The 23,414-nt window shown below is 68.8% G+C and carries 25 protein-coding genes; 10 read left to right on the top strand and 15 right to left on the bottom strand.

Annotated features, from left to right (window positions below; all coding sequences use genetic code 11):
- Positions 1-110: 110 nt before the first annotated feature.
- From rplS to EX20_RS17980, 3 genes are all read left to right on the top strand, one after another.
- Positions 111-503 carry a 50S ribosomal protein L19 gene (gene rplS / locus EX20_RS17990; protein WP_011883860.1) on the top strand — a complete coding sequence of 131 codons (393 nt, stop codon included), beginning with the start codon at positions 111-113 and terminating at the stop codon, positions 501-503.
- An 89-nt stretch (positions 504-592) separates the two neighbouring features.
- On the top strand, positions 593-1,279 hold the full coding sequence (locus EX20_RS17985; RefSeq protein WP_011883862.1) for a CoA pyrophosphatase: 687 nt from the start codon (positions 593-595) through the stop codon (positions 1,277-1,279).
- 119 nt (positions 1,280-1,398) lie between these two features.
- Complete coding sequence (locus EX20_RS17980; RefSeq protein ID WP_011883864.1) at positions 1,399-2,337, top strand: CobD/CbiB family protein; 939 nt, start codon at positions 1,399-1,401, stop codon at positions 2,335-2,337.
- 74 nt (positions 2,338-2,411) lie between these two features.
- On the opposite strand, the gene EX20_RS17975 is transcribed toward EX20_RS17980, so the two are convergent.
- The 3 genes from EX20_RS17975 to EX20_RS17965 all read right to left on the bottom strand — a co-directional run bounded on the left by EX20_RS17975 (position 2,412) and on the right by EX20_RS17965 (position 4,989).
- Positions 2,412-2,729, bottom strand: a complete 318-nt coding sequence (locus tag EX20_RS17975) for a putative signal transducing protein (protein ID WP_011883866.1) — start codon at positions 2,727-2,729, stop codon at positions 2,412-2,414.
- 62 nt (positions 2,730-2,791) lie between these two features.
- Positions 2,792-3,733: a ribosome small subunit-dependent GTPase A gene (rsgA, locus tag EX20_RS17970; RefSeq protein ID WP_014722692.1), complete on the bottom strand. Its 942-nt coding sequence runs from the start codon at positions 3,731-3,733 to the stop codon at positions 2,792-2,794.
- Complete coding sequence (locus EX20_RS17965; protein WP_034194240.1) at positions 3,730-4,989, bottom strand: M48 family metallopeptidase; 1,260 nt, start codon at positions 4,987-4,989, stop codon at positions 3,730-3,732. The genes rsgA and EX20_RS17965 overlap by 4 nt, the downstream gene beginning before the upstream one ends.
- Positions 4,990-5,106: 117 nt before the next feature.
- Between EX20_RS17965 and orn the strand changes: the two genes are divergently transcribed.
- Complete coding sequence (gene orn / locus EX20_RS17960; protein WP_011883871.1) at positions 5,107-5,709, top strand: oligoribonuclease; 603 nt, start codon at positions 5,107-5,109, stop codon at positions 5,707-5,709.
- Between the two features lie 25 nt (positions 5,710-5,734).
- Here the strand turns inward: orn and mog are convergent, their stop codons facing one another.
- Both mog and yjgA read right to left on the bottom strand, forming a co-directional pair.
- Positions 5,735-6,343 carry a molybdopterin adenylyltransferase gene (gene mog / locus EX20_RS17955; RefSeq protein ID WP_072465390.1) on the bottom strand — a complete coding sequence of 203 codons (609 nt, stop codon included), beginning with the start codon at positions 6,341-6,343 and terminating at the stop codon, positions 5,735-5,737.
- Positions 6,327-6,938, bottom strand: coding sequence for a ribosome biogenesis factor YjgA (gene yjgA, locus EX20_RS17950; protein ID WP_272481909.1), 612 nt, complete (start codon positions 6,936-6,938; stop codon positions 6,327-6,329). Before yjgA ends, mog begins: the two co-directional genes overlap by 17 nt.
- Before the next feature lie 128 nt (positions 6,939-7,066).
- On the opposite strand from yjgA, the gene pmbA reads away from it, so the two are divergent.
- Positions 7,067-8,437, top strand: a complete 1,371-nt coding sequence (gene pmbA / locus EX20_RS17945; protein ID WP_034194233.1) for a metalloprotease PmbA — start codon at positions 7,067-7,069, stop codon at positions 8,435-8,437.
- A gap of 82 nt (positions 8,438-8,519) precedes the next feature.
- Here the strand turns inward: pmbA and EX20_RS17940 are convergent, their stop codons facing one another.
- Both EX20_RS17940 and EX20_RS29915 read right to left on the bottom strand, forming a co-directional pair.
- Positions 8,520-9,020 (bottom strand): dihydrofolate reductase, encoded by a 501-nt coding sequence (locus EX20_RS17940; RefSeq protein ID WP_011883878.1) that lies wholly within the window; start codon positions 9,018-9,020, stop codon positions 8,520-8,522.
- Between the two features lie 236 nt (positions 9,021-9,256).
- Entirely contained in the window at positions 9,257-9,568 is a 312-nt protein-coding gene (locus EX20_RS29915) for a hypothetical protein (RefSeq protein ID WP_011883880.1), read from the bottom strand.
- A 499-nt stretch (positions 9,569-10,067) separates the two neighbouring features.
- Here EX20_RS29915 and EX20_RS17930 point away from each other — a divergent pair, with 499 nt between their 5' ends.
- Together EX20_RS17930 and EX20_RS17925 are read left to right on the top strand one after the other, a co-directional pair.
- Positions 10,068-11,474, top strand: a complete 1,407-nt coding sequence (locus tag EX20_RS17930) for a sigma-54 dependent transcriptional regulator (RefSeq protein WP_011883881.1) — start codon at positions 10,068-10,070, stop codon at positions 11,472-11,474.
- A gap of 41 nt (positions 11,475-11,515) precedes the next feature.
- Positions 11,516-12,487, top strand: coding sequence for a thymidylate synthase (locus tag EX20_RS17925; RefSeq protein ID WP_034194232.1), 972 nt, complete (start codon positions 11,516-11,518; stop codon positions 12,485-12,487).
- A gap of 101 nt (positions 12,488-12,588) precedes the next feature.
- On the opposite strand, the gene EX20_RS17920 is transcribed toward EX20_RS17925, so the two are convergent.
- Both EX20_RS17920 and EX20_RS17915 read right to left on the bottom strand, forming a co-directional pair.
- On the bottom strand, positions 12,589-15,129 hold the full coding sequence (locus EX20_RS17920; RefSeq protein ID WP_034194237.1) for a DUF6600 domain-containing protein: 2,541 nt from the start codon (positions 15,127-15,129) through the stop codon (positions 12,589-12,591).
- A gap of 162 nt (positions 15,130-15,291) precedes the next feature.
- Positions 15,292-15,999 (bottom strand): ArsR/SmtB family transcription factor, encoded by a 708-nt coding sequence (locus tag EX20_RS17915; RefSeq protein ID WP_011883886.1) that lies wholly within the window; start codon positions 15,997-15,999, stop codon positions 15,292-15,294.
- Positions 16,000-16,190: 191 nt separating this feature from the next.
- On the opposite strand from EX20_RS17915, the gene EX20_RS32550 reads away from it, so the two are divergent.
- Together EX20_RS32550 and EX20_RS17905 are read left to right on the top strand one after the other, a co-directional pair.
- Positions 16,191-16,331 (top strand): hypothetical protein, encoded by a 141-nt coding sequence (locus EX20_RS32550; protein ID WP_164715996.1) that lies wholly within the window; start codon positions 16,191-16,193, stop codon positions 16,329-16,331.
- Between the two features lie 249 nt (positions 16,332-16,580).
- Positions 16,581-17,093 (top strand): acyl-CoA thioesterase, encoded by a 513-nt coding sequence (locus tag EX20_RS17905; protein ID WP_011883890.1) that lies wholly within the window; start codon positions 16,581-16,583, stop codon positions 17,091-17,093.
- 66 nt (positions 17,094-17,159) lie between these two features.
- Here the strand turns inward: EX20_RS17905 and fumC are convergent, their stop codons facing one another.
- The 3 genes from fumC to EX20_RS17890 form a co-directional block, all read right to left on the bottom strand.
- Positions 17,160-18,554 carry a class II fumarate hydratase gene (gene fumC, locus EX20_RS17900; RefSeq protein WP_014722698.1) on the bottom strand — a complete coding sequence of 465 codons (1,395 nt, stop codon included), beginning with the start codon at positions 18,552-18,554 and terminating at the stop codon, positions 17,160-17,162.
- Between the two features lie 157 nt (positions 18,555-18,711).
- Positions 18,712-20,100: a multidrug efflux MATE transporter NorM gene (gene norM, locus EX20_RS17895; protein WP_011883895.1), complete on the bottom strand. Its 1,389-nt coding sequence runs from the start codon at positions 20,098-20,100 to the stop codon at positions 18,712-18,714.
- A gap of 128 nt (positions 20,101-20,228) precedes the next feature.
- Complete coding sequence (locus EX20_RS17890; protein ID WP_006753074.1) at positions 20,229-20,447, bottom strand: RNA-binding S4 domain-containing protein; 219 nt, start codon at positions 20,445-20,447, stop codon at positions 20,229-20,231.
- Between the two features lie 260 nt (positions 20,448-20,707).
- Between EX20_RS17890 and EX20_RS17885 the strand changes: the two genes are divergently transcribed.
- Positions 20,708-21,064 (top strand): hypothetical protein, encoded by a 357-nt coding sequence (locus EX20_RS17885; RefSeq protein ID WP_034194231.1) that lies wholly within the window; start codon positions 20,708-20,710, stop codon positions 21,062-21,064.
- Between the two features lie 133 nt (positions 21,065-21,197).
- Here the strand turns inward: EX20_RS17885 and EX20_RS17880 are convergent, their stop codons facing one another.
- From EX20_RS17880 to EX20_RS17870, 3 genes are all read right to left on the bottom strand, one after another.
- Positions 21,198-21,974 carry a DUF4088 family protein gene (locus tag EX20_RS17880; protein WP_011883900.1) on the bottom strand — a complete coding sequence of 259 codons (777 nt, stop codon included), beginning with the start codon at positions 21,972-21,974 and terminating at the stop codon, positions 21,198-21,200.
- 158 nt (positions 21,975-22,132) lie between these two features.
- The gene (locus EX20_RS17875) at positions 22,133-22,471 is read right to left on the bottom strand and encodes an AzlD domain-containing protein (protein WP_011883902.1); all 339 of its coding nucleotides are present in this window, start codon (positions 22,469-22,471) and stop codon (positions 22,133-22,135) included.
- Positions 22,468-23,247, bottom strand: a complete 780-nt coding sequence (locus EX20_RS17870; RefSeq protein WP_011883905.1) for an AzlC family ABC transporter permease — start codon at positions 23,245-23,247, stop codon at positions 22,468-22,470. Before EX20_RS17870 ends, EX20_RS17875 begins: the two co-directional genes overlap by 4 nt.
- Positions 23,248-23,414 lie beyond the last annotated feature (167 nt).

Genomic DNA, 23,414 nt, shown 5'->3' with positions numbered 1-23,414 from the left:
GCGGTGCCGGGCATGCGTGCGCGGCACCTGATGTGAATCCATCCTCTATCGGGGCCAGGCCTGGAAGCAGGCGGGCGCAAACGCCGACAAGATGGCTTTAGGAGTCAGTGATGAATCTGATTGCAAAACTTGAGCAGGAAGAGATCGAGCGCGCGCTCGCCGGCAAGACGATCCCCGAATTCGCCCCGGGCGATACGGTGATCGTGAACGTGAACGTGGTTGAAGGTAACCGCAAGCGCGTTCAGGCTTACGAAGGCGTCGTGATCGCGATTCGCAACCGCGGCCTGAACTCGAACTTCATCGTCCGCAAGATCTCGTCGGGCGAAGGCGTCGAGCGTACGTTCCAGACCTACTCGCCGCTGCTGGCGAGCATCGTCGTGAAGCGTCGCGGTGATGTGCGTCGTGCGAAGCTGTACTACCTGCGCGAGCGTTCGGGCAAGTCGGCTCGAATCAAGGAAAAGCTGGTGTCGAAGGATCGCACGGCAGCCGCTTCCCAAGAGTAAGAGCTGTAAGGAAAAAGCACCCAACCGGGTGCTTTTTTCATTCTGGCGCGACAATATGCTCGATACGACACGCGAACCCGAGAGTCCCATTGAATCGCCGCCCCATCATTGATCCCGAAGTGCTGCCGGTCGAAGGCACCGGCGCCGGCTTGCCGTCCATCGATTCACGGTTGCTGACGCCGTCCGGCCTGCGCGAACGATTCGCGCGTACGCTCGAATGGAGCGTCGAGCCGGGCGAGGCGCGGCTGCAGGAAGGCGTCGACCCGCGTAGCGCCGCCGTCCTCGTGCCGCTCGTGGTGCGCGAAACCGGCCTCACGGTGCTGCTGACCCAGCGTGCCGATCACCTGAACGATCATGCCGGACAGATCAGCTTTCCCGGCGGGCGTCGCGAGCCGTACGACCGCGATGCGGTCGCCACTGCATTGCGCGAGGCCAACGAAGAAATCGGGCTGGCCGCCGAGCCGGTCGAGATCCTCGGTGCGCTGCCCGACTACCTGACCGGCACCGGCTTCTGCGTGACGCCCATCGTCGGGCTCGTGCACCCGCCGTTTATCGTGCAGGCCGACACGCTCGAAGTCGCCGAGATCTTCGAGGTGCCGCTGGCGTTCCTGATGAGCCCCGCGAACCACCAGGTGCGCGTGTTCCGATGGGAAGGCGGCGAGCGTCGTTTTTTTGCGATGCCTTATCCGAGCGTCGAAGCGGCCGGGCATTACTTCATCTGGGGCGCAACTGCCGGCATGTTGCGCAATCTGTACCGCTTCTTGGCGGCCGGCTAGCGTCGCGCCTCGCCGCGCGCCCGTGCACCGCCGTCGCGAGCCCGCGCCGACAGCATGCTGCAGCTTACGCTGTGCTATCGTTATGCAAAAAATGACATAACTCCGAAGACGGCGCACGCATGACTTTCTTTTCGGTTCTCCTCGCTCTCATCATCGAACAGGTACGCGCGTTGTCGCCGAGCAATCCGGTGTTCGCGCTGTTCCAGTTTCATGCGGAAACCGTCGCGCATGGCCTCGACGCCGGCAAGCAGAAACATGGCGTGCTCGCATGGCTCGCAGTCGTGCTGCCGTGGGTGCTGATCGTCGCGCTGGTCTACTTCCTGTTGTACAAGGTGAGCTTCGTGCTCGCATTCATCTGGAACGTCGCCGTCGTCTATTTCACGCTCGGCTTTCGCCAGTTCAGCCATTACTTCACCGACATCCATCTCGCGCTCAACAACGATGACGTGCCGCGCGCGCGTGAGATCCTGCACGAGTGGACGGGCCTCGATACGGTCGACATGCCGGTCAGCGAAATCGTCCGGCACACGCTGATCCATGCGGTCGTTGCATCGCATCGGCACGTGTTCGGCGTGTTCTTCTGGTACGTGCTGCCGCTCGGTCCCGCGGGCGCCGTGCTGTACCGGATCTCCGAATATCTCGCGCGCAGCTGGTCGACGCCGGGCGACGAACGCACGGCTGCGTTCTCGACCTTCGCGCAACGCGCGTTCTTCGTGATCGACTGGATTCCGTCGCGGCTGACCGCGCTCGGCTTTGCGATCGTCGGCAACTTCGAGGATGCGATCTACGCGTGGCGCAATCACACGCGCCAGTGGCCCGATGCGAACGACGGCGTCCTGCTCGCCGCCGGCAGCGGCGCGCTGGGCGCGCGTCTGGCCGGGCCGCTCGCGGAGCCGTCGAGCCTCGACGCGCTCGCGGTCGGCGACAGCGGTCCGGTGACGGTCGGCGACGACTGCACGCCGCGCACGTTGCAATCGGCGGTCGGCCTCGTGTGGCGCGCGGTGATCCTGTGGATGATCCTGCTGCTGATGCTGACGCTGGCCGTGTGGGTTTCGTGACAGTAATCCCCGCTGCGCGATGAACCAAGGCCGGCTCGATGCCGGCCTTTTCGCTGTGGCGCGGTGCGGTGCGTTCAGTCGGCGAGCGGATCGCGGGCGGCGCCGCATTGCCAGCACGCGGTGAACTGCGCGCCGAGCGTTTCGCCGCATTGGCGGCAACGCCACGGCGCGGCGTCGGCGGGCGGGCCATCGGCGGCCGCGTCGAGCAGCCGCCGCGCGAGCGCGTCGTCGCGTTCGTCGTCGAGCCACAGCTCGGGCGCGCACGCGTCGGCGGGCAAGCCGCCCAGCGCGCCGGTCGCATAGCGGTTGTGCAGTTCGCAGCCGATGCCGGCTGCCTGCAGCACGTTGGCCCAGTGCTGCGCGGTCGCGAGATCGGGGGCCTTGAAACGCATCGCGGCTCCTGTCGGTAAAGGCCGGCCTTTCCGGGCCGGACGTCTTCCCGTCCGCCGCGACGTCAGCGGACGATCTGGCTTGCCTCGTGCACCAGCTGCGCGTACAGCGCATGGCGCGACGGCGCAATGCGGCCGTCGGACACCGCGGCGAGAATCGCGCATCCGGGCTCGTGCAGATGATGACAATTATAGAAACGGCAATCGCCGAGCAACGGCCGGAATTCCGGGAACGCGCGCTCGAGGCGCCCTTCGGTCAGATGGTACAGGCCGAATTCCTGGAAACCGGGCGAGTCGATCAGCGCGCCGCCGCCGTCGAGCGGATAGAGGCGCGTGAACGTCGTCGTGTGGCGACCGCTGTTCAGCGCCGCCGAGATCTCGCGCGTCGCGGCTTCGGCATCCGGCACGAGCAGGTTCACCAGCGTCGACTTGCCCATCCCCGACTGGCCGAGCAGGATCGTCGAATGTCCGGCCAGGTGCGGCATCAGCTGCGCGCGCGCCTCGTCGGGCGCGCCCTTGACCGACAACTCGAGCACGTCGTAGCCGAGCGCGCGATAGGGCGCGAGGCGCTCGCGCGCGACCGGCAGCGCCGCCTCGACGTCGATCTTGTTCAGCACGACGAGCGGCTTCAGTTCGTTCGCTTCGGCCGCGATCAGTGCGCGGCCGAGCAAGTCCTCGCTGAAGTACGGTTCTGTCGCGAGCACGATCAGCAGCTGGTCGAGGTTCGCGGCGAACAGCTTCGACTTGAACTGGTCGGAGCGGTACAGCAGGTTGCGCCGCTCGCCGATCTCGACGATCACGCCCTGATCGGCCGACGCATGCTCGTACACGACGCGGTCGCCGACCGCGATCTCGCTCTTCTTGCCGCGCGGGAAACACTGGAGCATCGGGCCGCCGTCGTCGGGGGCGACGATGTAATGGCGCCCGTGTGCGGCGATCACGCGGCCTTCGACGCGCGCTGCGCCGGACGCGCGCGCGGCGGGCTTGCGGGAAGTCGGTCGGCTCATGCGTGTCGCATCAGGCGATCGATCCGCTGCGAAGCCGGCGGATGCGAATAATAGAAGGCCGTGTAGACGGGGTCGGGCGTCAGCGTCGACGCATTGTCCTCGTAGAGCTTCACGAGCGCGCTGACGAGATCCTGCGCGTCGGTCTGGCTCGCCGCGAACGCGTCGGCTTCGAACTCGTGCTTGCGCGACGTGAGGCTGCTGAACGGCGTCGCGAAGAACAGGAACACCGGAATCGCGAGGAAGAACAGCACGAGCGCGGCGCCTGCGTTGCTCGAGTCGAGCGACGGCGTGACGCCGAGCCCCGTATAGAACCACGCGCGCTGCGCGAGCCAGCCGAGCAGGGCGAGCAGCACGAGGCTCAGCACGAACGACACGAGCATGCGCTTCATCACGTGGCGACGCTTGAAGTGGCCGAGCTCGTGCGCCAGCACCGCTTCGATTTCCTGTCCGGACAGCCGCGCGAGCAGCGTGTCGAAGAACACGATCCGCTTCGAGGCGCCGAAGCCGGTGAAGTACGCATTGCCGTGCGCCGAGCGGCGGCTGCCGTCCATCACGAACAGCCCCTTGGCCGCGAAGCCGCAACGCTTCATCAGCGCTTCGATGCGGGTGCGCAGCGCGTCGTCCTTCAGCGGTTCGAACTTGTTGAAGAGCGGCGCGATGAAGGTCGGGTAGATCAGCAGCACGAGCATCTGGAACGCGACCCAGACGACCCAGGTCCACAGCCACCACAGGCTGCCGGCCTGGTTCATCAGCCACAGCACGACGAACAGCAGCGGCAGGCCGAGCACGGCGCCGAGCAGCGTGTTTTTCAGCATGTCGGTGAAGAACAGGCGCCGCGTCATCCGGTTGAAGCCGAAGCGCTGCTCGATGCCGAACTGGCGGTAGTACTCGAACGGCACGTCGATGACGCTCGTGATCGCGAGCACCGCGGCGACGAGCGCGACCTGCTGGCCGTAGCCGCGACCGAACCAGCCGGTCAGCAGCGTGTCGAGCGCGCCGACGCCGCCGAGCAGCGTCAGCCCGACCAGCACGGCCGCGCTGACGACGATCTCGGCCATCGCGAGCCGCGTGCGCTCGACGGTGTAATCGGCCGCGCGCTGGTGGGCGTTCAGCGCGATGGTCGCGCTGAATTGCACGGGTACGCCGTTGCGGTGCGCGGCGACGAAGCGGATCTGCCGCGACGCGAGCCACAGCTTGGTGACGACCATCGCGAGCACGGCGATCGCGAACAGCAGGGTGAACGAAAAGGGTGACATCGAAGGCGCCAAAGGGTTCTATGCGAGAATTATATGTTCTTGCGGACCGGGGCCGCTCACGCGATGCCGGCCGCCCGGGCGGCGCCATGCGCCGTCCGCCATTTGCCAGGATGACTCATGACCGATATCGCCGCTTCCGCCAGCCAGCCCGCGCTCGTGCGCAACGAACTGAACCTCGTCTGGCTCGACATGGAGATGACCGGCCTCGATCCGGATAACGACCGCATCATCGAGATCGCCGTCGTCGTGACCAATTCCACGCTCGACATCGCGGTGGAAGGGCCCGTGTTCGCGATCCACCAGAGCGACGAAACGCTCGCGAAGATGGACGACTGGAACAAGTCCACGCACGGCCGTTCGGGGCTGATCGATCGCGTGCGCGCGTCGACCGTGACCGAAGCGCAGGCCGCCGCGCAACTGCAGGCGTTTCTGGCCGACTACGTGTCGCCCGGCAAATCGCCGATGTGCGGCAACTCGATCTGCCAGGACCGCCGCTTCATGGCGCGCTGGATGCCGGAATTCGAGCGCTTCTTCCACTACCGCAACCTCGACGTCAGCACGCTCAAGGAGCTGTGCCGCCGCTGGCAGCCCGCGATCTACAAGGGCTTCCAGAAGCGCGCGATGCACACGGCGCTCGCCGACATCCACGAGTCGATCGACGAGCTGAAGTACTACCGCGAGCACTTCCTGATTCCGGCCGCGCCGGCATCGGCCGCCTGAACGGCGCCGCGCACGCGGCGCGCGTTCAGCGCCGCGCGCTTTTCGGCCGGAACGCGGCGACCACCGCGTCGTCGGTCTCGACGTACGGGCCGCCGATCAGGTCGATGCAATAGGGCACCGCCGCAAAGATGCCGGGCACGGTCGACTTGCCGTCGGCATCGCGCAGCCCTTCGAGCGTTTCCCGGATCGACTTCGGCTGACCGGGCAGATTGATGATCAGCGCGGCGTGGCCGGCGGTCTCGCGGATCACCGCGACCTGCCGCGACAGAATCGCCGTCGGCACGAAGTTCAGGCTGATCTGCCGCATCTGTTCGCCGAACCCCGGCATTTCCTTCGTCGCGACGGCCAGCGTGGCTTCCGGCGTCACGTCGCGGCGCGCGGGGCCGGTGCCGCCGGTCGTCAGCACCAGATCGCAGCCGGCGACGTCGACCAGCTCGGCGAGCGTCGCGGAGATCGTCGGCGCGTCGTCCTGGATCAGCCGCGTCTCGGCGCGCCACGGCGAGCGCAGCGCGGCCGCGAGCCATTCCTGCAGCGCCGGAATCCCCTTGTCCTCGTAGACGCCCGCGCTCGCGCGGTCGCTGATCGACACGAGGCCGACCACGAGCTCGTCCGGGTGATTACGCTTCGTCGTCATGGTCGTCTCCGGCTTCGCCGGCGGCTTCGTCCGCATCGGCGTCGGCGTCGTCCGACCCGCTCGCGGTCTTGATCCACTGGAACAACTCGCGGAAATAGCGCGGCGGCTTGCCTTGCTGCGCTTCCTTGCGGGCATTGCGGATCAGCGTGCGGCCTTCCTGGATGTCGGCTTCCGGGTGCTGGCGCAGGAATTCGGTGAGCGCGTCGTCGTTGGCGAGCAGCTGCTCGCGCGTTCGCTCGATCCAGTGCAGGCGCGCGGTGGCGGCCTTGTTGACGCCGCGCTGCGCGTCGAGCGCGGTGCGCAGCGCCGCCGTTTCGTCGTCGGTCAGCGAGCGCATCACGCGGCCGACGTACTGAAGCTGGCGGCGCTTGCCTTCGTGATCGGTGATCCGGCGCGCCTCGCGCACGGCGTCCGCGAGGGCTTCCGGCATCGGCATCCGCTTGAGCGCGTCCTTCGGCAGGTCGACCAGCGCCTGGCCGAGCTCCTGCAGCGCGTGCATCTCGCGTTTCAACTGGGATTTGCTGGGGCGATCGTAGCCGTTGTCGACGTCGTCGTCGGCATGCTCGATCGGCTGGATTCGGGTTTTGCGTGTCATGGGCGGCATTGTATCGCGGCGCGCATGCCCCAAGCTTGTCGGTGCGCGGCCGCGGACCTTGCTATGATCGCGGGATACGCAACATTTTGATCATGCGGGCGTGTCGCCCGCCACCGGATATCACGACGATGGCAGCCAATCTCGACGTACAAGCGCGCTATTTCCCGCACACGCAGGACCAGCTCAAAGAAATTGCCTCGGACATCCTTCGCCATGCGAAGGCTCTCGGCGCGACCGACGCCGCGACCGAAATCTCCGAAGGCGACGGCCTGTCGGTGTCGGTGCGCCGCGGCGAGGTCGAGACGATCGAGCACAACCGCGACAAGATGGTCGGCGTGACGGTGTTCATCGGCAAGAAGCGCGGCAACGCGAGCACGTCGGACTTCTCGCCGGCCGCGATCAAGGACACGGTCGCCGCCGCGTACAACATCGCGCGCTTCACGGCCGAGGACGATGCGGCCGGCCTCGCCGAAGCCGAGCTGCTCGAGACCGACCCGCGCGACCTCGATCTCTATCACCCGTGGGCGCTGACGGCCGACGAAGCCGTCGAGCTCGCGCGCCGCGCGGAAGACGCCGCGTTCGCGGTCAGCCCGCAGATCCGCAACTCGGAAGGCGCGAGCGTGTCGGCGCAGCATTCGCAGTTCGTGCTCGCGACGTCGCGCGGCTTCCTCGCCGGCTATCCGTACTCGCGCCACTACATCGCCTGCGCGCCGATCGCCGGCAGCGGCCGGCACATGCAGCGCGACGACTGGTACACGTCGAAGCGCAGCGCCGTCGATCTCGCGGCGCCCGAAGCCGTCGGGCGCTACGCGGCCGAGCGTGCGCTCGCGCGGATGGGCGCGCGCCGTCTCGACACGCGCAAGGTTCCGGTGCTGTTCGAGGCGCCGCTCGCGGCCGGCCTGCTCGGCGCCTTCGTGCAGGCGGTGAGCGGCGGCGCGCTGTACCGCAAGACGTCGTTCCTGGTCGACAGCCTCGGCAAGCCGGTGTTCGCGCCGCACGTGCAGGTCGTCGAGGATCCGCACGTGCCGCGCGCGATGGGCAGCGCGCCGTTCGACGAGGAAGGCGTGCGCACGCGCGCGCGCAGCGTCGTCAAGGACGGCGTCGTCGAGGGGTATTTCCTGTCGACCTATTCGGCGCGCAAGCTCGGCACGCAGACGACCGGCAACGCAGGCGGCTCGCACAACCTCGCGCTGCGCAGCTCGAACACGCAGCCGGGCGACGATTTCGACGCGATGCTCAACAAGCTCGGCACCGGTCTGCTGCTGACCGAACTGATGGGGCAGGGCGTGAACTACGTCACCGGCGATTATTCGCGCGGCGCGGCCGGCTTCTGGGTCGAGAACGGCGTGATCCAGTATCCGGTCGAGGAAATCACGGTCGCGAGCACGCTGCAGGAGATGTTCCGCCACATCGTCGCGATCGGTGCGGATTCGCTCGTGCGCGGCACGAAGGAAACCGGCTCGGTGCTGATCGAGCAGATGACGATCGCAGGGCAGTAAGCGGCGCGGCGTCGGCCGCGACCAAATGAAAAGCCCGACCGGCGCGCATGCACCGGTCGGGCTTTTTGTCGTGTGCCGCGCGTCAGTCGCGCTTGCGCGCGTAGACGACGAACGCGTAGCCGAACGTGTTCGGCGCGGCGGCCTGATGCGGGTCGCGCGAGACTTCGCGCCAGTGCGCGGGGTCGGGCGCGGGGAACGCCGCGTCGCCGTCGAAGTCCGCATCGATTTCGGTGACGATCAGCTTGTCCGCGAGCATCAGGCCTTCCGCATAAAGCTGCGCACCGCCGATCAGGAACGCTTCGGCGGCGCCGTCGCGCGACGCGAGCGCGAGCGCGTCGGCGAGCGACGTGACGGTGTCGCAGCCGTCGAAGCGGCGCGCGGGATCGCGCGTCACGACGATGTTGCGACGGCCCGGCAGCGGGCGGCCGATCGACTCGTGGGTCTTGCGGCCCATCACGATCGGCGCGCCCATCGTCGTGCGCTTGAAGAACGCGAGGTCTTCGGGAAGTTTCCAGGGCAACTGGTTGTCGCGGCCGATGATGCCGTTGCGGGCACGCGCGACGATCAGGGTCAACGTCGTCATGAAGGTCGGGGAGAAGTGAAGCGGAATGGCGCCGATTCTACCGGAACGGCGGCGCCGTCAGCGCCGTGCCGATGCACGCGCATCGGCGCCGCCGCGCGTCGAATAAAAAGAGTGCCCGCCGGGGGACGGACACAGAAAAGCTGCGCGTCGCGACGGCGACGCGGGTCGCACGGCCTGCAGCGGGCGTTCGATACGGGATGCTCATCGAGTGGCCGGCATGCGAGGTCGTGTACCGGCTATTGATGCGTGCGATGCGTCGTGCCGCCGGCCATCGCGTGCTGCGTATCGACGGGCAGCGGCAACGGAGCGGGCGGTGGCGTCGGCCGCGCGAGTTCGTCCCACAACGTCACCGACAGCGCGTCGGTCGACCGCGCTTCGACGGCGGCGACCAGCTCGAAGCCACCCGCGCCGTCGTGCCGCAGGCCGTCGCCGGCCGGCACCGCGCGCTCGTGCATCGCGCGTTGTTGCGCGCACACCGATGTGAACGGGCACGCGAGCGCGAACGCAATCACGAGCCGCACGCAAGGCAATGAAAAACGTGTTCGCATGGCCACCTTCTCCGCTTCGTGATGATTCAGCGAAATGCATGCCATCGAACGCGATCGGTTGTCGCGCCTGCGATTGAGCGATATGCATCGTGAATGGCGCGCGAAAATGCCGGGAAATGTTTCAGTCGTGAAACGGCGGGGCTCGGGAATACTGCGGATTCAATCGACTCGCTTCACGGATGAAAATCAGTGCGTGTGTCGATGCATTGGATGGCCGCCGCGTAGCGGTTTTATGCAGAGGATTGACTTGCATCGACCATCGAGCGATTTGGCCGTTCGCCGCTTCGCGCTGCAACCGACCTGTCGTATTCAGCGCCTATAACAAGCTGTGTTGATCAGAAAAATAGTGGACGCGAGATAAGCGCCATCATGCGCGGCCCGACGTGGTCGCGTATCGGCATGGCGAATCGAGCTGCTTCGGCTGCCCCGATTCGATCCTTTTCGCACGTCGCTTGACGTGTGCGGCAATCGTTAGACGGTTGATGAACGGGGTGAGCACATGGAAGCCGAGCAGCGGCACGTAATCTATTTCTCGCGCGAGCCGGACGATGCATTGCGCGGCTATTTCGACGAACGCGGCTGGCGTGTCGATCTCGCGGAATCGGTGCGCGACGTCCGCCGGGTCGTGCAGCACGGCGTTGCGACGGCCGGCCTGCTCGATTTCTCGCCGGGCTTCAAGCCCGCCGAGCTGCGCGAGCTCGAGGCGTGCCTGAGCATCCAGCACATCGGCTGGATCGCGGCGACCCGGCGCGGCCAGCTGCAGGACGCCACGCTGCGACATCTGATCCGCGACTATTGCTTCGACTACGTGACGATGCCGTACGAGACGGCGCGTATCGTCGAGACCGTCGGCCATGCGCACGGGATGATCGCGCTGGCGGACGCGGCGGCAACGGCGGCGGCGCCGGTGGGCGCCGGGCGTTCCGAAGGCGAAATGGTCGGCACCTGCGACGCGATGCTCGGGTTGTTCAGGACGATCCGCCGTGTGGCCACCACCGATGCGCCCGTGTTCATCTCCGGCGAATCGGGCACCGGCAAGGAGCTGACTGCCGCGGCAATTCACGAGCGCTCGACGCGCGCGCCGGGGCCGTTCGTCGCGATCAACTGCGGCGCGATTCCGTCGACGCTGCTGCAGGCCGAACTGTTCGGCTACGAGCGCGGCGCGTTCACCGGTGCGACCCAGCGCAAGGTCGGCCGCGTGGAGGCCGCGAACGGCGGCACGCTGTTCCTCGACGAGATCGGCGACCTGCCGTTCGAGAGCCAGGCGAGCCTGTTGCGGTTTCTGCAGGAGGGCAAGATCGAGCGGCTCGGCGCGCACGTGTCGGTGCCGGTCGACGTGCGCGTGATTTGCGCGACGCACGTGGACATGGAAGCGGCGTTGCGCGAAGGGCGCTTTCGCGAGGACCTCTACCATCGTCTGTGCGTGCTGAAGATCGAGGAGCCGCCGCTGCGCGCGCGCGGCAAGGACATCGAGTTGCTCGCGCGTCACATGCTCGAACGTTTCAAGGGCGATGCGCACCGCCGGCTGCGCGGCTTCTCGCCGGATGCGATCGCCGCGCTGTACGGCTACGCGTGGCCGGGCAACGTGCGCGAGTTGATCAATCGCGTGCGCAGGGCGATCGTGATGTCGGAGGGGCGGATGATCACCGCGGCCGATCTCGAGCTGAACGAGTTCGCGGTGCTCGCGCCCGTGTCGCTGAACGAGGCGCGGGAGGCCGCCGAGCGGCAGGCGATCGAGCAGGCGCTGCTGCGTCACCGCGGCCGTTTTGCGGACGCGGCGCGCGAGCTCGGCGTGTCGCGCGTCACGCTGTACCGGCTGATGTGTGCGCACGGGATGCGCGACCGCGGCGACCCGCTCGGCGGCTTCACGCCGCCGCTGCCGGAGGTTTCTCGCCACGCTTGCTAAAATTGGCGGGTACGGCCGCCCTCGCGGCCGAAGGAACCCGCATGAAACAGTACCTCGACCTCGTTCGCACCATCCTCGACACCGGCAGCTGGCAGGAGAACCGCACGGGAATCCGTACCATCAGCATGCCCGGCGCGATGCTGCGCTTCGACCTGCAGCAAGGCTTTCCGGCCGTGACGACGAAGAAGCTCGCGTTCAAGTCGGCGATCGGCGAGCTGGTCGGGTTCCTGCGTGCATCGCGCAGCGCGGCCGATTTCCGTGCGCTCGGCTGCAAGGTGTGGGACGCGAACGCGAACGACAACGCGCAGTGGCTCGCGAATCCTTACCGTCGCGGCGTCGACGATCTCGGCGACGTGTACGGCGTGCAATGGCGGCAATGGCCCGGCTACAAGGTGCTGGACGCGAGCGCCGACGCGCAGATCGCCGACGCGACGCGCCGCGGCTTCCGGATCGTCACGCAGTTCGACGAAGACGGTGCGCCGAAGGTGCTGCTCTACAAGGCGATCGACCAGCTGCGCCAGTGCCTCGACACGATCATCGAGAACCCGTCCGACCGTCGCATCCTGTTTCATGCGTGGAACCCGGCCGTGCTCGACCAGATCGCATTGCCCGCTTGCCATCTGCTGTATCAGTTCCTGCCGAACGCCGCGAAGCGCGAGATTTCGCTGTGCCTGTACATCCGTAGCAACGACGTCGGGCTCGGCACGCCGTTCAACCTGACCGAAGGCGCCGCGCTGCTGTCGCTGGTGGGGCGGCTGACCGGCTATACGCCGCGCTGGTTCACGTACTTCATCGGCGACGCGCACATCTACGAGAACCAGCTCGACATGCTGCAGCAGCAGCTCACGCGCGAGCCGTACGACAGCCCGCGGCTCGAGATCGCCGAGCGCGTGCCCGACTACGCGAAGACGGGCGTCTATGCGCCGGAGTGGCTCGAGCTGATCGAGCCGTCGGACTTCTCGCTCGTCGGCTATCGGCATCATGAGCCGCTGAGCGCGCCGATGGCGGTCTGAGCGGCGACGCAAGGCCGTACGCCGCGTAGCGCGGCGCGCACGACGGAATGACGAAGGCCCGACCGGGAACGGTCGGGCCTTTTCGTTTGCTGCGCCGCCGGTTACTGGCGGTGTCGCTCCTCGTGGGCGGCGGGCGGTGGGTTGCTCGGATGCGGCGCTTCGACGTGCGGCGCCGGCTGCGGGCGAGGCTCCACGTGCGGCGCGGGCATCGACGGTCGCGGCTCCATGCGCGGCGCCGGTTGCGGCCGCGGCATCTCATGCACGACGGGCGCCGGCGGCCGGTACTCGCTCACATGCGGCGGCGCGACTTCGCGGTGCGGCGCGGGCTGCGCGAAGTCGGCGCGCGGCTGCGGCGCGGGCGCCGGGCGTTCGGCGCGCGGTTGCCCATGCTGGGCCGGCGCCGCGAAATCGGCGTGCGGACGCGGCTGCTGCATCTGCGCGGACGTGTCGAAGCGGGGCTGCGGTGCTTCGTGCGGCGTGGGCTGCCGCTCGCCCGGTTGCGCGCCGGCCGGGGTTTGCGGACGCGGCGTCGGCGCTGCAGCGCGGACCGGCGGCAGCGCGTTCTGTCCGGCAGCGTGCAGCGCCGTCGGCGGGTTCGGGCGCTGCCGGTCCATCGGAGTATGCGGCTGCATCCAGACGGGCGCAGGCGCAGCTGCGGCATGCGCGCCGTCGTGCGCGGCCGGGCTGTTGCCGGCCGTCGGCGGATGCGGGACGCCATTGCCGGCGCCCACGGCCTGATGCTGAGCGGGGCCGGGCGCTTGGGCCGCGGCGCCGTTCGCGAAGTGCGCGGCGTTCGGCGCTGCTGCGTTCGGCGTCCGCTCGCCGTTGGGCATGCCCGGCGCAGGTTCGCTCCGTGCGCCCGGTTCAGGCGCGCCCGGCATACGTGCGTTCGGCGTCGGCACGCCGGGCCGGGCCGCTTGTGCCATCCCCGCAGCCGGCTGGCCGGCAGTCGCCCCATGCGCGGGCTGCACGACCGGCCCGTGCGGATTCACGAGCCGCACGTTGCGCATCGCCCACGCGCCGCCGGCCGGGTTGCCGGGTACGTGGACCGGCCGCGGCGTGTAGTCGGCCGGCACGCTGGTCTTCACGACCGGCGCACCCGCACCGGGCACGCGCGCTCCCTGGCGCGCGAGCTGCGCGGCCGCCTGATCGCGATAGGCGGGCGGCACGGCCGGATTGCGCGTCGCGACGAACGGGTGTTGTCCGAGCGCCGCCGGCGGCCGGTAGGCGGCCGTGCGCAGACCGCCGGTGAAGCTCTGCCGCACCGGCGCAATGCCCGGCGTACCCGGCATCACGTGTGCGTTGCGCCATTGCCGCGGGTCGACGTGCTGTGCGACGCGCGCGACCGGCTGACCGTGGACGAACGCGGCGGCCGGCACGGCGGTGATCGCATGCGGCGCGCGGAAGTTCACGTAGGTCTTGTTGATGTTCGTGATGTTCACCGTCTTGTTGACCGTCACGTTGTTCACGACGATGTTGCGGTTCACGCGCTCGTAGTAATGCGGGCTCCAGCCGCCCCAGCCGGGATGCCACGGTTCGCCCGGCCCCAGCGCGAACCACGCGCAGCCGGCCGCCGCGATGCCGCCGACCGTCAATGCGACGCTCCAGTCGGGCCCGCCGCCGCCGCCCACGAACGCGACGAGCGCCGGCGCATAGGCGGGCGGCTGGCTGACGACCATCGGGCCGGGCACCCAGGCCCAGCTGTCGTCGACGTAGGCCCAGCGGCCGTAGTGGTACGGCGCGAAGCCCCACGGCGCATCGTCGACCCAGGTCCAGCCCCACGGCGCCTGCCAGATCCAGTGCCCGTCGTGATACGGCGCCCAGTCGGCCGGCGTGTCGTTCGGCACCCATACCGCACCGTAGTTCGGCGTTTCGCGCCACGTGCCGTTCGCGTCGAGATCCTGGTAGCCCGGAATGTCGCGCGACACGTAGCGGGCCGACACCGAGCGTTGCTCGGCCGCGTCGCGGCTCGCGGCCCACTGGTCGAGCGGGTCCGGCGCCGGCGCGGCCGCTTGCTGGGCGACCTGCAGGTCGGTGCCGGTGAACACGACCTGCTGTCCGGGCGACAGCGGGTACTGGCCGTTGCTGCCGTAGACGGTTGCGTTGCCGCTGCGCACGGTGACCGTCGTGCTCGCACCGTCCGGCGCGACGTCGACGCGATAGTCGCCGGGGCCGGCGATGCCCAATGCGAGGTTCGGCGTGTCGATTTCGTACGATCCGCCGGGCGGCAGATTGCGCACGTGCGTCGACACCGTGCCGAGCCCGACTTTCAGCTGCGTGGTCGTGTCGTCGAGGTTCAGTACCGACAGGCTCGTCGATTCGCCGAGACGCACCGCCGTCGAGCCGATATGCAGCTCCGAGCGCGCGCCGGCGTCGTTCCACAGCTGGTCGCCCGTCGTCAGCGGTCGATTCACGGCCGCATACGACCACGTATCGGTGCCGGCCGGCTCGGTCGTCACGGCGCCGGACAAATAATCGAGCCGCGCGACGCGGCCGGGCGGATCGCCGCCCGCTTGCCGCGCGGCGGCCGCATACGGCGGCGCGGCGGTGGATTGCGCAAATGCGGCGGGCAGGCTCGCCAGTGCGGCGAACGCGAGCAGGGCGCAGCGGGCGGTACGCCTGAGCGTGAACAGGGAGTCCATCATGAGCGTCATCGTCGTTGTCTCGGCGCGTCGATTCGTGCCGTCCAGCTCACGATATCCGCTCGGGCTGTTTCAGTGCTCGGTGTTTTGTAAGTCCGAGCGCATCCGATGTAACAAAACCTGTCCAGCGGCCGCGGTTGTCGTCTGCGCGCAATGTGCGCGTCAAGCGGACGTAAGCCAGTCGTCGAAAACGCGCTGGCCGGACACGGTGACGCGCAGCACGCGCGGCCGAGCGGTGCGCTCGATCCAGCCGTGTGTGCAGAAGCTGTCGAGCAGTGCCGCGCCGAGCGCGCCGCCAAGATGCGCGCGGCGCTCGCTCCAGTCGAGGCAGCCGCACGCGAAGCGGCGCCGGCGCGCGCGCTGCTGCGCAACGTCGATGCCCCAGCGCGCGAGCGCGTGCGCGCCGGCGTCGGTGGTCTCGATCGCGTCGCCGTTCGCGTGCAGCCAGCCGCGGGCAGTCAGGCCGTCGAAGATGCGGACCGCGAGCTCGCCGGCCATGTGGTCGTAGCAGGTGCGCGCGTAGCGCAGCTCGGCCGGCACCGTGCGCGACGGCGGCGGCACCGGACGGTTCGGCGCGGCGGCGCGCGCGACGTTCGCGAGCGCCTCGAGCGACGCCGCGACGTCGGACGACGCGAGCCGGTAATAACGATGCCGGCCACGGATGTCGAGCGCGAGCAGCCCGCTGTCGGTCAGGCGCGCCAGATGCGCGCTTGCCGCGGACGGCGACAGCCCCGCGATCATCGTCAGTTCTCCGGCCGGCCGCGCGCTGCCGTCCATCAGCACCCACAGCATCGCCGCGCGCCCGGGATCGGCGAGCAATGCGCCGATCCGGCTCAGGCCGGGAAAGTGGTGATCGTCCTGATCGGTCATCGTCGTGCCTCGTCGGAGCGGGTGGAGTCACTGCAGTGTAGTGGCAGCATCGATTCGATGTTTCGGGCTCGGCTGAAATGTCGGATGCGACGGCTGACGTACCGCCGTGTACCGCGGCGGCCGCCGGCCGCGCCCGCGTAGAATGGCCGCACGCGGCGGCAGTGGGCCGCCGCATGGGATGCGATCTGACGATGAAGACGATTTTTTGCCTGGTGGCGGCCGCGCTCCTCTGCGCCGCCTGTGCGCAGGGCGGCAGCGATGCCGCAGGCGGGCGGGGCGGCAGCATCGAGATGTACGGGACGATCGATCAGGGAGTCACGCTGCGCCACTGATGCGGAGGCTGTCGATGCCGCTCGCGAAGCCGCTTTCGGGCCGGTGCGCGGCTGGGTGGGAGGTTTGATGGGAAGCCCGACACGAGGCCAGATGCGAGGGGCTGATGTGAGACCCAACGTGTCCCCTAATGCGCACCTGCACAGCGCACACTGCCACGATGCCGACGCCCCCAGCCCTCCCGCGACGCATTGCCGCAGTGCAACGTATAATGCGCCGACCGCAGCACCCCGTAGCCTGGAGCCCCCACGATGTCGCAATCTTCCCCCGTACCCGCCGCCCTCGACCGCACCGAAACCGTGTTTCGCTTCCTGGCCGAGCCGTCGTCCGTGAACTTCGGCGGCAAGGTGCACGGCGGCGCGCTGATGAAGTGGATCGACGAGGTCGCGTATGCGTGCGCGGCCGTGTGGTCGAGCCGCTATTGCGTGACGGTGAGCGTCGGCAACATCCGGTTCCAGCGGCCGATTCTGGTCGGCAATCTGGTCGAGCTGAAGGCGCGCGTCGTCGCGACGGGCCGCACCAGCATGCACATTCACGTGTCCGTGCACGCCGGCGATCCGAAGGGCGGCGTGCTGCGTCAGACGACGGACTGCCTCGTCGTGTTCGTCGCCGTCGACGAAAACGGCAACCCGGTGCCGGTGCCGCCGTTCGTCCCCGAGACCGCCGAGCAGAAGGTGCTCGCGAAGTATGCGAGCGACGTGCGCGCCGCGCTCGACAAGATCATCGAGATGAAGCCCGAGGAAGTGGCGAACGGCACGGTCTGACGGCTGCGGGCGCAGCCGTCGCGCCGCGCCCGCCGCGCCCGTCGCCACATCGCGCGAAACCCGCGATCAGCGCGAACCGATCATCTGCTCGGGCCGCACCCATTCGTCGAATTCCGCTTCGGTGAGGTAGCCGAGCGCGAGCGCGGCCGCCTTCAGCGTCGTGCCTTCCTTGTGCGCCTTCTTCGCGATCTGCGCGGACTTGTCGTAGCCGATGTGCGGATTGAGCGCGGTCACGAGCATCAGCGATTCGTTCAACAGCAGGTCGATGCGCGCCCGGTTCGGCTCGATGCCGACCGCGCAGTGGTCGTTGAAGCTCTGCGCGCCGTCGGCGAGCAGGCGCACCGACTGCAGCACGTTGTGCGCGATCATCGGCCGGAACACGTTCAGTTCGAAGTTGCCGCTCGCGCCGCCGACGTTTACCGCGACGTCGTTGCCGAACACCTGGCAGCACAGCATCGTCACGGCTTCCGACTGCGTCGGGTTCACCTTGCCCGGCATGATCGAGCTGCCCGGCTCGTTTTCCGGAATCGACAACTCGCCGAGCCCGCAGCGCGGCCCGCTCGCGAGCCAGCGCACGTCGTTCGCGATCTTCATCAGCCCGGCCGCGACCGTCTTGAGCGCGCCGTGTGCGAACACCAGCGCGTCGGCGGCCGCCATCACCTCGAACTTGCTCGGCGCGGTGACGAACGGCAGCTTGGTCAGGCGCCCGATCTCGTCGGCCACGCGCACCGCGAATTCCGGATGCGCGTTCAGCCCGGTGCCGACCGCGGTGCCGCCGAGCGCGAGCTCGTACAGGTGCGGCAGCGCCGATTCGACGTGCCGGATGCCCTGGTCGAGCTGCGCGACATAACCGGAGAATTCCTGGCCGAGCGTGAGCGGCGTCGCGTCCTGCAGGTGCGTGCGGCCGATCTTCACGATATCGGCGAACGCCTTCGACTTCGCGTCGAGCGTCGTGCGCAGCGTGCGCAGCGCGGGCAGCAGGTGGTTGACGATCGCGTAGGCGGCCGCGACGTGCATCGCGGTCGGGAACACGTCGTTCGACGACTGGCCGCGGTTCACGTCGTCGTTCGGATGAACCTTGCGCGCTTCGCCGCGCTCGCCGCCGAGCAGCTCGCTCGCGCGGTTCGCGATCACTTCGTTCAGGTTCATGTTGGTCTGCGTGCCGGAGCCCGTCTGCCACACGGCGAGCGGGAATTCACGCGGATGCTTGCCCGCGATGATCTCGTCGGCCGCATCGATGATCGCGCGCGCCTTGTCGTCGGCGAGGACGCCGAGCGCCTGGTTCACGGCGGCCGCGGCGCGCTTCACGATCGCGAGCGCGTGGATCAGCTCGGGCGACTGCTTCTCCGTCGAGATCCGGAAATTCTGCAGCGAGCGCTCGGTCTGCGCGCCCCAGAGCCGGTCGGCGGGCACGGCGATCTCGCCGAACGTGTCGCGTTCCATCCGAACTGCTTCGTTCATGATGCACTCCTGTCGGAAAGGGAAGGGCCGCGCGTCGCGCGGCGTCGGGCATGGCGTGGTGCGGCATGGCATCAGGCAGCCGCGCCGCCGGCGCGGCGTCGCGGATGCGCCAGCGGACAAGCATAGCGCCGGCCGCGATTTCGCGTCGTGTCGCGCTTTACCGCGGCGCGGCGATCAGCGACGACGTCTTCAGATGGAAGCGCCACGCCATCAGCACGGCGACGCTCGCTAGGCCGGCCGCGAGGCCCCACCACAGGCCGCGTGCGCCGAGCCCCGCGTGAAAGGCGAGCCAGTACCCGGTCGGAAAGCCGATGCCCCAGTAGCCGAAGGTCGCCGCGAGCATCGGGATGCGCGTATCGCGCAGCCCGCGCAGCGCGCCGGAGCCCACCGTCTGCATCCCGTCGACGATCTGGAACACCGCGGCGATGCCGAGCAGCGACGCGGCGAGCGACACGGTCGCCGCGTTGGCCGGGTCGTCGAGGTGCAGATACAGGCCGACGATCGCGTGCGGCGCGAGGATCAGCACGAGCCCCGACAGCGACATGAACGCGACGCCGAGGCCGAGCGCGACGAAGCCCGCATGCCGCGCGGCGACCGGGTCGCCGGCGCCGATCCAGTAGCCGACCCGCACGTTGGCCGCCTGGCCGATCGCGAGCGGCACCATGAACGCCACCGACGCGACGTTCAGCGCGATCTGGTGCGCCGCAAGCGCCGTCGCACCGAGCACGCCGACGGTCAGCCCGGTCGCGAGAAAGAGCGTCGATTCGACGCCGTACGTGATCGCGACCGGCCAGCCGATGCCGATCAGCTCGCCCATCATCGGCAGCTTCGGGCGCGCGGCGCTCACGAAGTGGCGGAACCGCGCGCGGCCGTGCAGCAGCCAGATCAGCGCGAACGCGGTGAGCCAGATCGTGATGGTGGTCGCGACCGCGGAGCCGAGGAAGCCGAGCCTCGGCAGGCCGTATGCGCCGTGGATCAGGCCGTAGTTCAGCACGGCATTGACGCCGATGCCGCCGATCGACACCCACAGCAGCCGCCGCGCGGCGCCGATCGCCGGCAGGAAGGCCCGCATCAGCCCGACGCCGATCAGGCTGCCGAGCGCCGCGAAGCGCAGGATGCCGGTGTATTCGCCGACGTGCTGCGCGAGCGTCGGCGGCTCGTGGAACATCAGCAGGAGCGGTTCCGACAGCGACAGCGCGACGACCGCCGGAATCGCGAGCAGCACCGACAGCACGAAGCCGGTCCAGTAGATGTGCGGCACGCGATGTTCGGCCTGCGCGCCGCGCGCATGCGCGACGCTCACGCTGACGGACGACAGCACGCCCTGCAGCACGGTCACGATGACGAAGAAGAAATTCGCGCCGAGGCCGCCGGCCGCCAGCGAATCGGGGCCGAGCGAGCCGAGCAGCACGGTGTCGGTGACGCTCATCGCCATCTGCGAGAGCTGCGCGATCGCCAGCGGTGCGGCGAGGCGCGCGGTATCGACGGCATGGCGGGAGAGCGACGGCGGCGCGGCGGCCGTCCGCGTGAGACCGGAATGCGACATGGGATGGGCGCTCGCGCGGCGACAGGCCGGCGCTGTCCGTATTTATTTTGAGAGACGCCTAGCTTACGGCTTTCTTCGAATGGTGTCGAACGCGCGCGCCGATGGCCATGTCGGGCTCAGGGGCACCGCTACGCGTCGTGGACCGCGATGCGCGTGTCGCCGAACAGCACGACCTGGCCCGCGCGAATCTTGCAGGTCTTGCGCAGTTCGACCACGCCGTCGACCTTCACCGCGCCGGACGCGACGAACATCTTCGCCGTTCCGCCGCTGTCCGCGAGGCCGGTGATCTTGAGCAGGTTGTGCAACTCGACGTATTCGCCGGTCAGCGTGAAATCCAGATTGGGCATGACGAAGGTGGCGCGGGCTGCGCGGGAGGAATCGCCCCGTATCATACGGCAGCAACGCGGGCCGCGCGAGTGCGCCGGCCTGTTGTTAGCGTCTGTGAGCGAGACGTCAGCAAATGAAACGGTGGGTAACAGTCTGAGAGATTCGAGAACCGGTGCCGCCGGGCGCGGGTCTTTCATCGTGCCTGCTGCGTGTTGCGGCAGGTCACGCGACGGAGCGTATCGATGCGTTCCGCGCCCGCAACTTCTCGAGGAGGATAGTCATGTCCAAGATTCGTACGATGCTGATCGGTGCCGCGCTGACGGTGTTTGCCACTTCGGCCGCGTTTGCCCAGACGGGAACGGCCGCGCAGGGCACGGCCGGTGCCGGCGTGCAGACCCAGGCGCCGGGCGCGGACGAGGGCGCCGGTGCGGGCATGCAGGGCGGTGCCGGCGCGAACGCGTCGGGCAACGCGGTCGGCGACGGCGCGACCGATACGGCGGCTTCGTCGGTCCATTCGACCAAGAAGCACATGAAGCACACGACGAAGTCGGCCAAGCATCGTGCCGGCACGACCAAGTCGAAGGTCGGCGACGAAGCCGTGGAAGGCGGCGCTTCGGCTGCCGGCGGGACGCAGTAAGCGGTGTCGGGCCGCCGCTCGCCGCTCGCCCCGGACGGCGCGGCGTGACGATGTGACGACGTGGCGGCGACACTCGCGCGGCCCGGTTCGCTTGATGCGAGCCGGGCCGCGCTTCATTCGGGCAGACCGGCGCTCAGGGCCGCCGCTGTTCCGGCCCCGGCCCCGGTGCCGGGCGCGCGGCGACCGGCGCGAAGACGCTGCGCAGCCACGCGGCGAGCCGCGCGAACACGTCGTACGGCTCTTCGACGAAGATCTCCGGCTTCAGGAGCCGCAGATATTCCATCAGCTGCTGCGCTTCCTGTTTCTGGAACGATCCGTGCGACAGCGCGAGCCGCAGCAGCCCGCGCAGTTCGCCGAGCTTGTCGCGCGCCGCGCTGCCGACGCTCATCTCGCACGCGAGCTTGGCCTCGTAGATGCGCTGCCGCAGCGATTCGGCGAGTCGCCACGCGGGCGTCTGCATCATTTCCTCGAGCGCCTGGATGTCCTGCACCGCGCTCTTGATCTGCGCGGCCATCGGATCGACCAGCGACGCATCGCCCTGCGCCTCGGCGACGATCGCCTTGGCCCAGTCGCGGCACGCCTTCGCGAGTTCGTCGGGCGTCCATTCGGCGCGCGACGCGAAGCCGAAGCCGAACTCGCCGGCCTGCCGCATCAGGATCGCGACGACGTCCGGGAATTCCTTGTCGAGCGTGCGTTTCGCCCACGCGTACTGGCCGCCTTCGAGCATCCGCTGCACCGCGTGCTCGGTCAGCGGCACCATGTTGTCGAGCAGCTTGGCGCGCAGGAAGTCCTCGAACGACGGCGTCGCGAATTGCGGGTCGAGTTTCAGCGACACGCGCACGAATGCGTCGTAGTCCTTGCGCAGGGACGCAAGCGTGTCGTCCTTGAGGGAAAGAGTGATCTGGCCCATGAATGGTCTCGATGGCGGCCCGTGCGGACCGGTGGCCGCCACTGTCCGCCGGTACGGGCGCGGCGTCGGCGGACCGGTTCACGCCGAGGCCGATGGCGGGTCTTCATCCGCTATATCGGCCCGCGCGACGAAAACTTGAGCACCGCCGGCGACGCTCGTCAGGCCGGCAGCCAGTGGGGGATCACGACCCCTTGCCAGAAGAAGAACACCGCGAGCCCGACCGCGATCGTCACGAGCGGCCGGCGCGTCGTCGCGGACACGAGCACGGCCGCGAGCGCACCGACGAGCTGCGGATTGCGCCAGGTGAGCTCGGCCGTGCCGCCGTGCGGCGCGACGGTCATCGGCACGATGATCGCGGTCAGCACGGTGACGGGGACGAAGCCGAGCGCGGTCCGCACCAGCGGCGGGAAGGTCAGCCGCTCGCCGAACAGGAACAGCGTCGTGCGGATCGCATAGGTGATGGCGGCCATGCCGAGGATCAGCAGCGCGTAGCTCACGATGCGGCCTCCGTGCGCGAATCGGGCCGCGCGCGCTCGCGCGCGAGCGTGAGCGTGAGCGCGACGCCGACCGCGACGCCGGCGGCTACCGCACCCAGCAGCCCGAGCTTGTACGGCCAGCCCTGCCAGAAGTACGCGAGCGTGCCGGCCGTCGCGGCGGCCGCGAAGTAGCGCAGCGTGCGCAGCTGCGGCACGACGATCGAGATGAAGGTGGCCGCCATCGCGAAGTCGAGGCCGAGCGACTGCAGGCCGGGGAACGCCGCGCCGAAGCCGATGCCGGCGAGCGTCCAGACCTGCCAGTTCAGGTACATCGCGAGGCCCGAGCCGAAGAAATAGTGGGGGCCGATCGTGCCGGGCTTGAAGTGCCGGTAGTGGGCGTACGCGACCGCGAACACTTCGTCGGTCATCAGCGCGCCGAGCGTCGCGCGCCAGCGCAGCGGCAGGTGGGCGACATAGGGCGCGAGCGTCGCGCTGTACAGCAGGTGGCGCAGGTTCACGATCAGCGTGGTCGCGAGCACGACGACGAAGCTCGCGCTGCCGGCGATCAGGCCGAGCGCGATGAATTGCGCGGAGCCCGCGAACACCGTCAGGGACATCAGCGCGCCGTGCCACGCGGCGAGCGGGCCGCCGGCGACCAGCGTGCCGAAGATCACGCCGAACGGGGCGGCGCCGATCATCATCGGGATCGTGTCGCGCGCGCCGTCGAGCGATTCGGTCAACGCACGGCGCGGCGGTGCGGAGGAAGTGGGTGTCGGGTTCAAAGTGCGCGTCTCCATGACGACGGAGGATAGCGGGGCGAGGCGTGTCGCGGCTTGTACGTTCTTGCGGCGGCGCGGGGCGCTGGCGCGGGCGCCGGTGGGCGGCGCAAGACGCGTGCCGAGTAGGATGGGGGTTTGGTTGTGCTTGGTTCGGTTGCGGTGGAGGCGCAGTCGGCGGTAGTGGT

The sequence above is a fragment of the Burkholderia sp. WP42 genome (assembly GCF_000745665.1).
GTDB classification, from domain to species: Bacteria; Pseudomonadota; Gammaproteobacteria; order Burkholderiales; family Burkholderiaceae; genus Burkholderia; species Burkholderia vietnamiensis.
The sequence above is the reverse complement of the archived record's forward strand: the minus strand, read 5'-3'. Positions and strand labels throughout refer to the sequence as shown.

What these genes read in the sequence shown, in the direction of transcription:
- rplS (WP_011883860.1), top strand. Translation starts at nt 111, where the DNA reads ATGAATCTGATTGCAAAACTTGAGCAGGAAGAGATCGAGCGCGCGCTC.
- EX20_RS17980 (WP_011883864.1), top strand. Translation starts at nt 1,399, where the DNA reads ATGACTTTCTTTTCGGTTCTCCTCGCTCTCATCATCGAACAGGTACGC.
- EX20_RS17975 (WP_011883866.1), bottom strand. Translation starts at nt 2,729, where the DNA reads ATGCGTTTCAAGGCCCCCGATCTCGCGACCGCGCAGCACTGGGCCAAC.
- rsgA (WP_014722692.1), bottom strand. Translation starts at nt 3,733, where the DNA reads ATGAGCCGACCGACTTCCCGCAAGCCCGCCGCGCGCGCGTCCGGCGCA.
- EX20_RS17965 (WP_034194240.1), bottom strand. Translation starts at nt 4,989, where the DNA reads ATGTCACCCTTTTCGTTCACCCTGCTGTTCGCGATCGCCGTGCTCGCG.
- orn (WP_011883871.1), top strand. Translation starts at nt 5,107, where the DNA reads ATGACCGATATCGCCGCTTCCGCCAGCCAGCCCGCGCTCGTGCGCAAC.
- mog (WP_072465390.1), bottom strand. Translation starts at nt 6,343, where the DNA reads ATGACGACGAAGCGTAATCACCCGGACGAGCTCGTGGTCGGCCTCGTG.
- yjgA (WP_272481909.1), bottom strand. Translation starts at nt 6,938, where the DNA reads ATGACACGCAAAACCCGAATCCAGCCGATCGAGCATGCCGACGACGAC.
- pmbA (WP_034194233.1), top strand. Translation starts at nt 7,067, where the DNA reads ATGGCAGCCAATCTCGACGTACAAGCGCGCTATTTCCCGCACACGCAG.
- EX20_RS17940 (WP_011883878.1), bottom strand. Translation starts at nt 9,020, where the DNA reads ATGACGACGTTGACCCTGATCGTCGCGCGTGCCCGCAACGGCATCATC.
- EX20_RS29915 (WP_011883880.1), bottom strand. Translation starts at nt 9,568, where the DNA reads ATGCGAACACGTTTTTCATTGCCTTGCGTGCGGCTCGTGATTGCGTTC.
- EX20_RS17930 (WP_011883881.1), top strand. Translation starts at nt 10,068, where the DNA reads ATGGAAGCCGAGCAGCGGCACGTAATCTATTTCTCGCGCGAGCCGGAC.
- EX20_RS17925 (WP_034194232.1), top strand. Translation starts at nt 11,516, where the DNA reads ATGAAACAGTACCTCGACCTCGTTCGCACCATCCTCGACACCGGCAGC.
- EX20_RS17920 (WP_034194237.1), bottom strand. Translation starts at nt 15,129, where the DNA reads ATGGACTCCCTGTTCACGCTCAGGCGTACCGCCCGCTGCGCCCTGCTC.
- EX20_RS17915 (WP_011883886.1), bottom strand. Translation starts at nt 15,999, where the DNA reads ATGACCGATCAGGACGATCACCACTTTCCCGGCCTGAGCCGGATCGGC.
- EX20_RS32550 (WP_164715996.1), top strand. Translation starts at nt 16,191, where the DNA reads ATGAAGACGATTTTTTGCCTGGTGGCGGCCGCGCTCCTCTGCGCCGCC.
- EX20_RS17905 (WP_011883890.1), top strand. Translation starts at nt 16,581, where the DNA reads ATGTCGCAATCTTCCCCCGTACCCGCCGCCCTCGACCGCACCGAAACC.
- fumC (WP_014722698.1), bottom strand. Translation starts at nt 18,554, where the DNA reads ATGAACGAAGCAGTTCGGATGGAACGCGACACGTTCGGCGAGATCGCC.
- norM (WP_011883895.1), bottom strand. Translation starts at nt 20,100, where the DNA reads ATGTCGCATTCCGGTCTCACGCGGACGGCCGCCGCGCCGCCGTCGCTC.
- EX20_RS17890 (WP_006753074.1), bottom strand. Translation starts at nt 20,447, where the DNA reads ATGCCCAATCTGGATTTCACGCTGACCGGCGAATACGTCGAGTTGCAC.
- EX20_RS17885 (WP_034194231.1), top strand. Translation starts at nt 20,708, where the DNA reads ATGTCCAAGATTCGTACGATGCTGATCGGTGCCGCGCTGACGGTGTTT.
- EX20_RS17880 (WP_011883900.1), bottom strand. Translation starts at nt 21,974, where the DNA reads ATGGGCCAGATCACTCTTTCCCTCAAGGACGACACGCTTGCGTCCCTG.
- EX20_RS17870 (WP_011883905.1), bottom strand. Translation starts at nt 23,247, where the DNA reads ATGGAGACGCGCACTTTGAACCCGACACCCACTTCCTCCGCACCGCCG.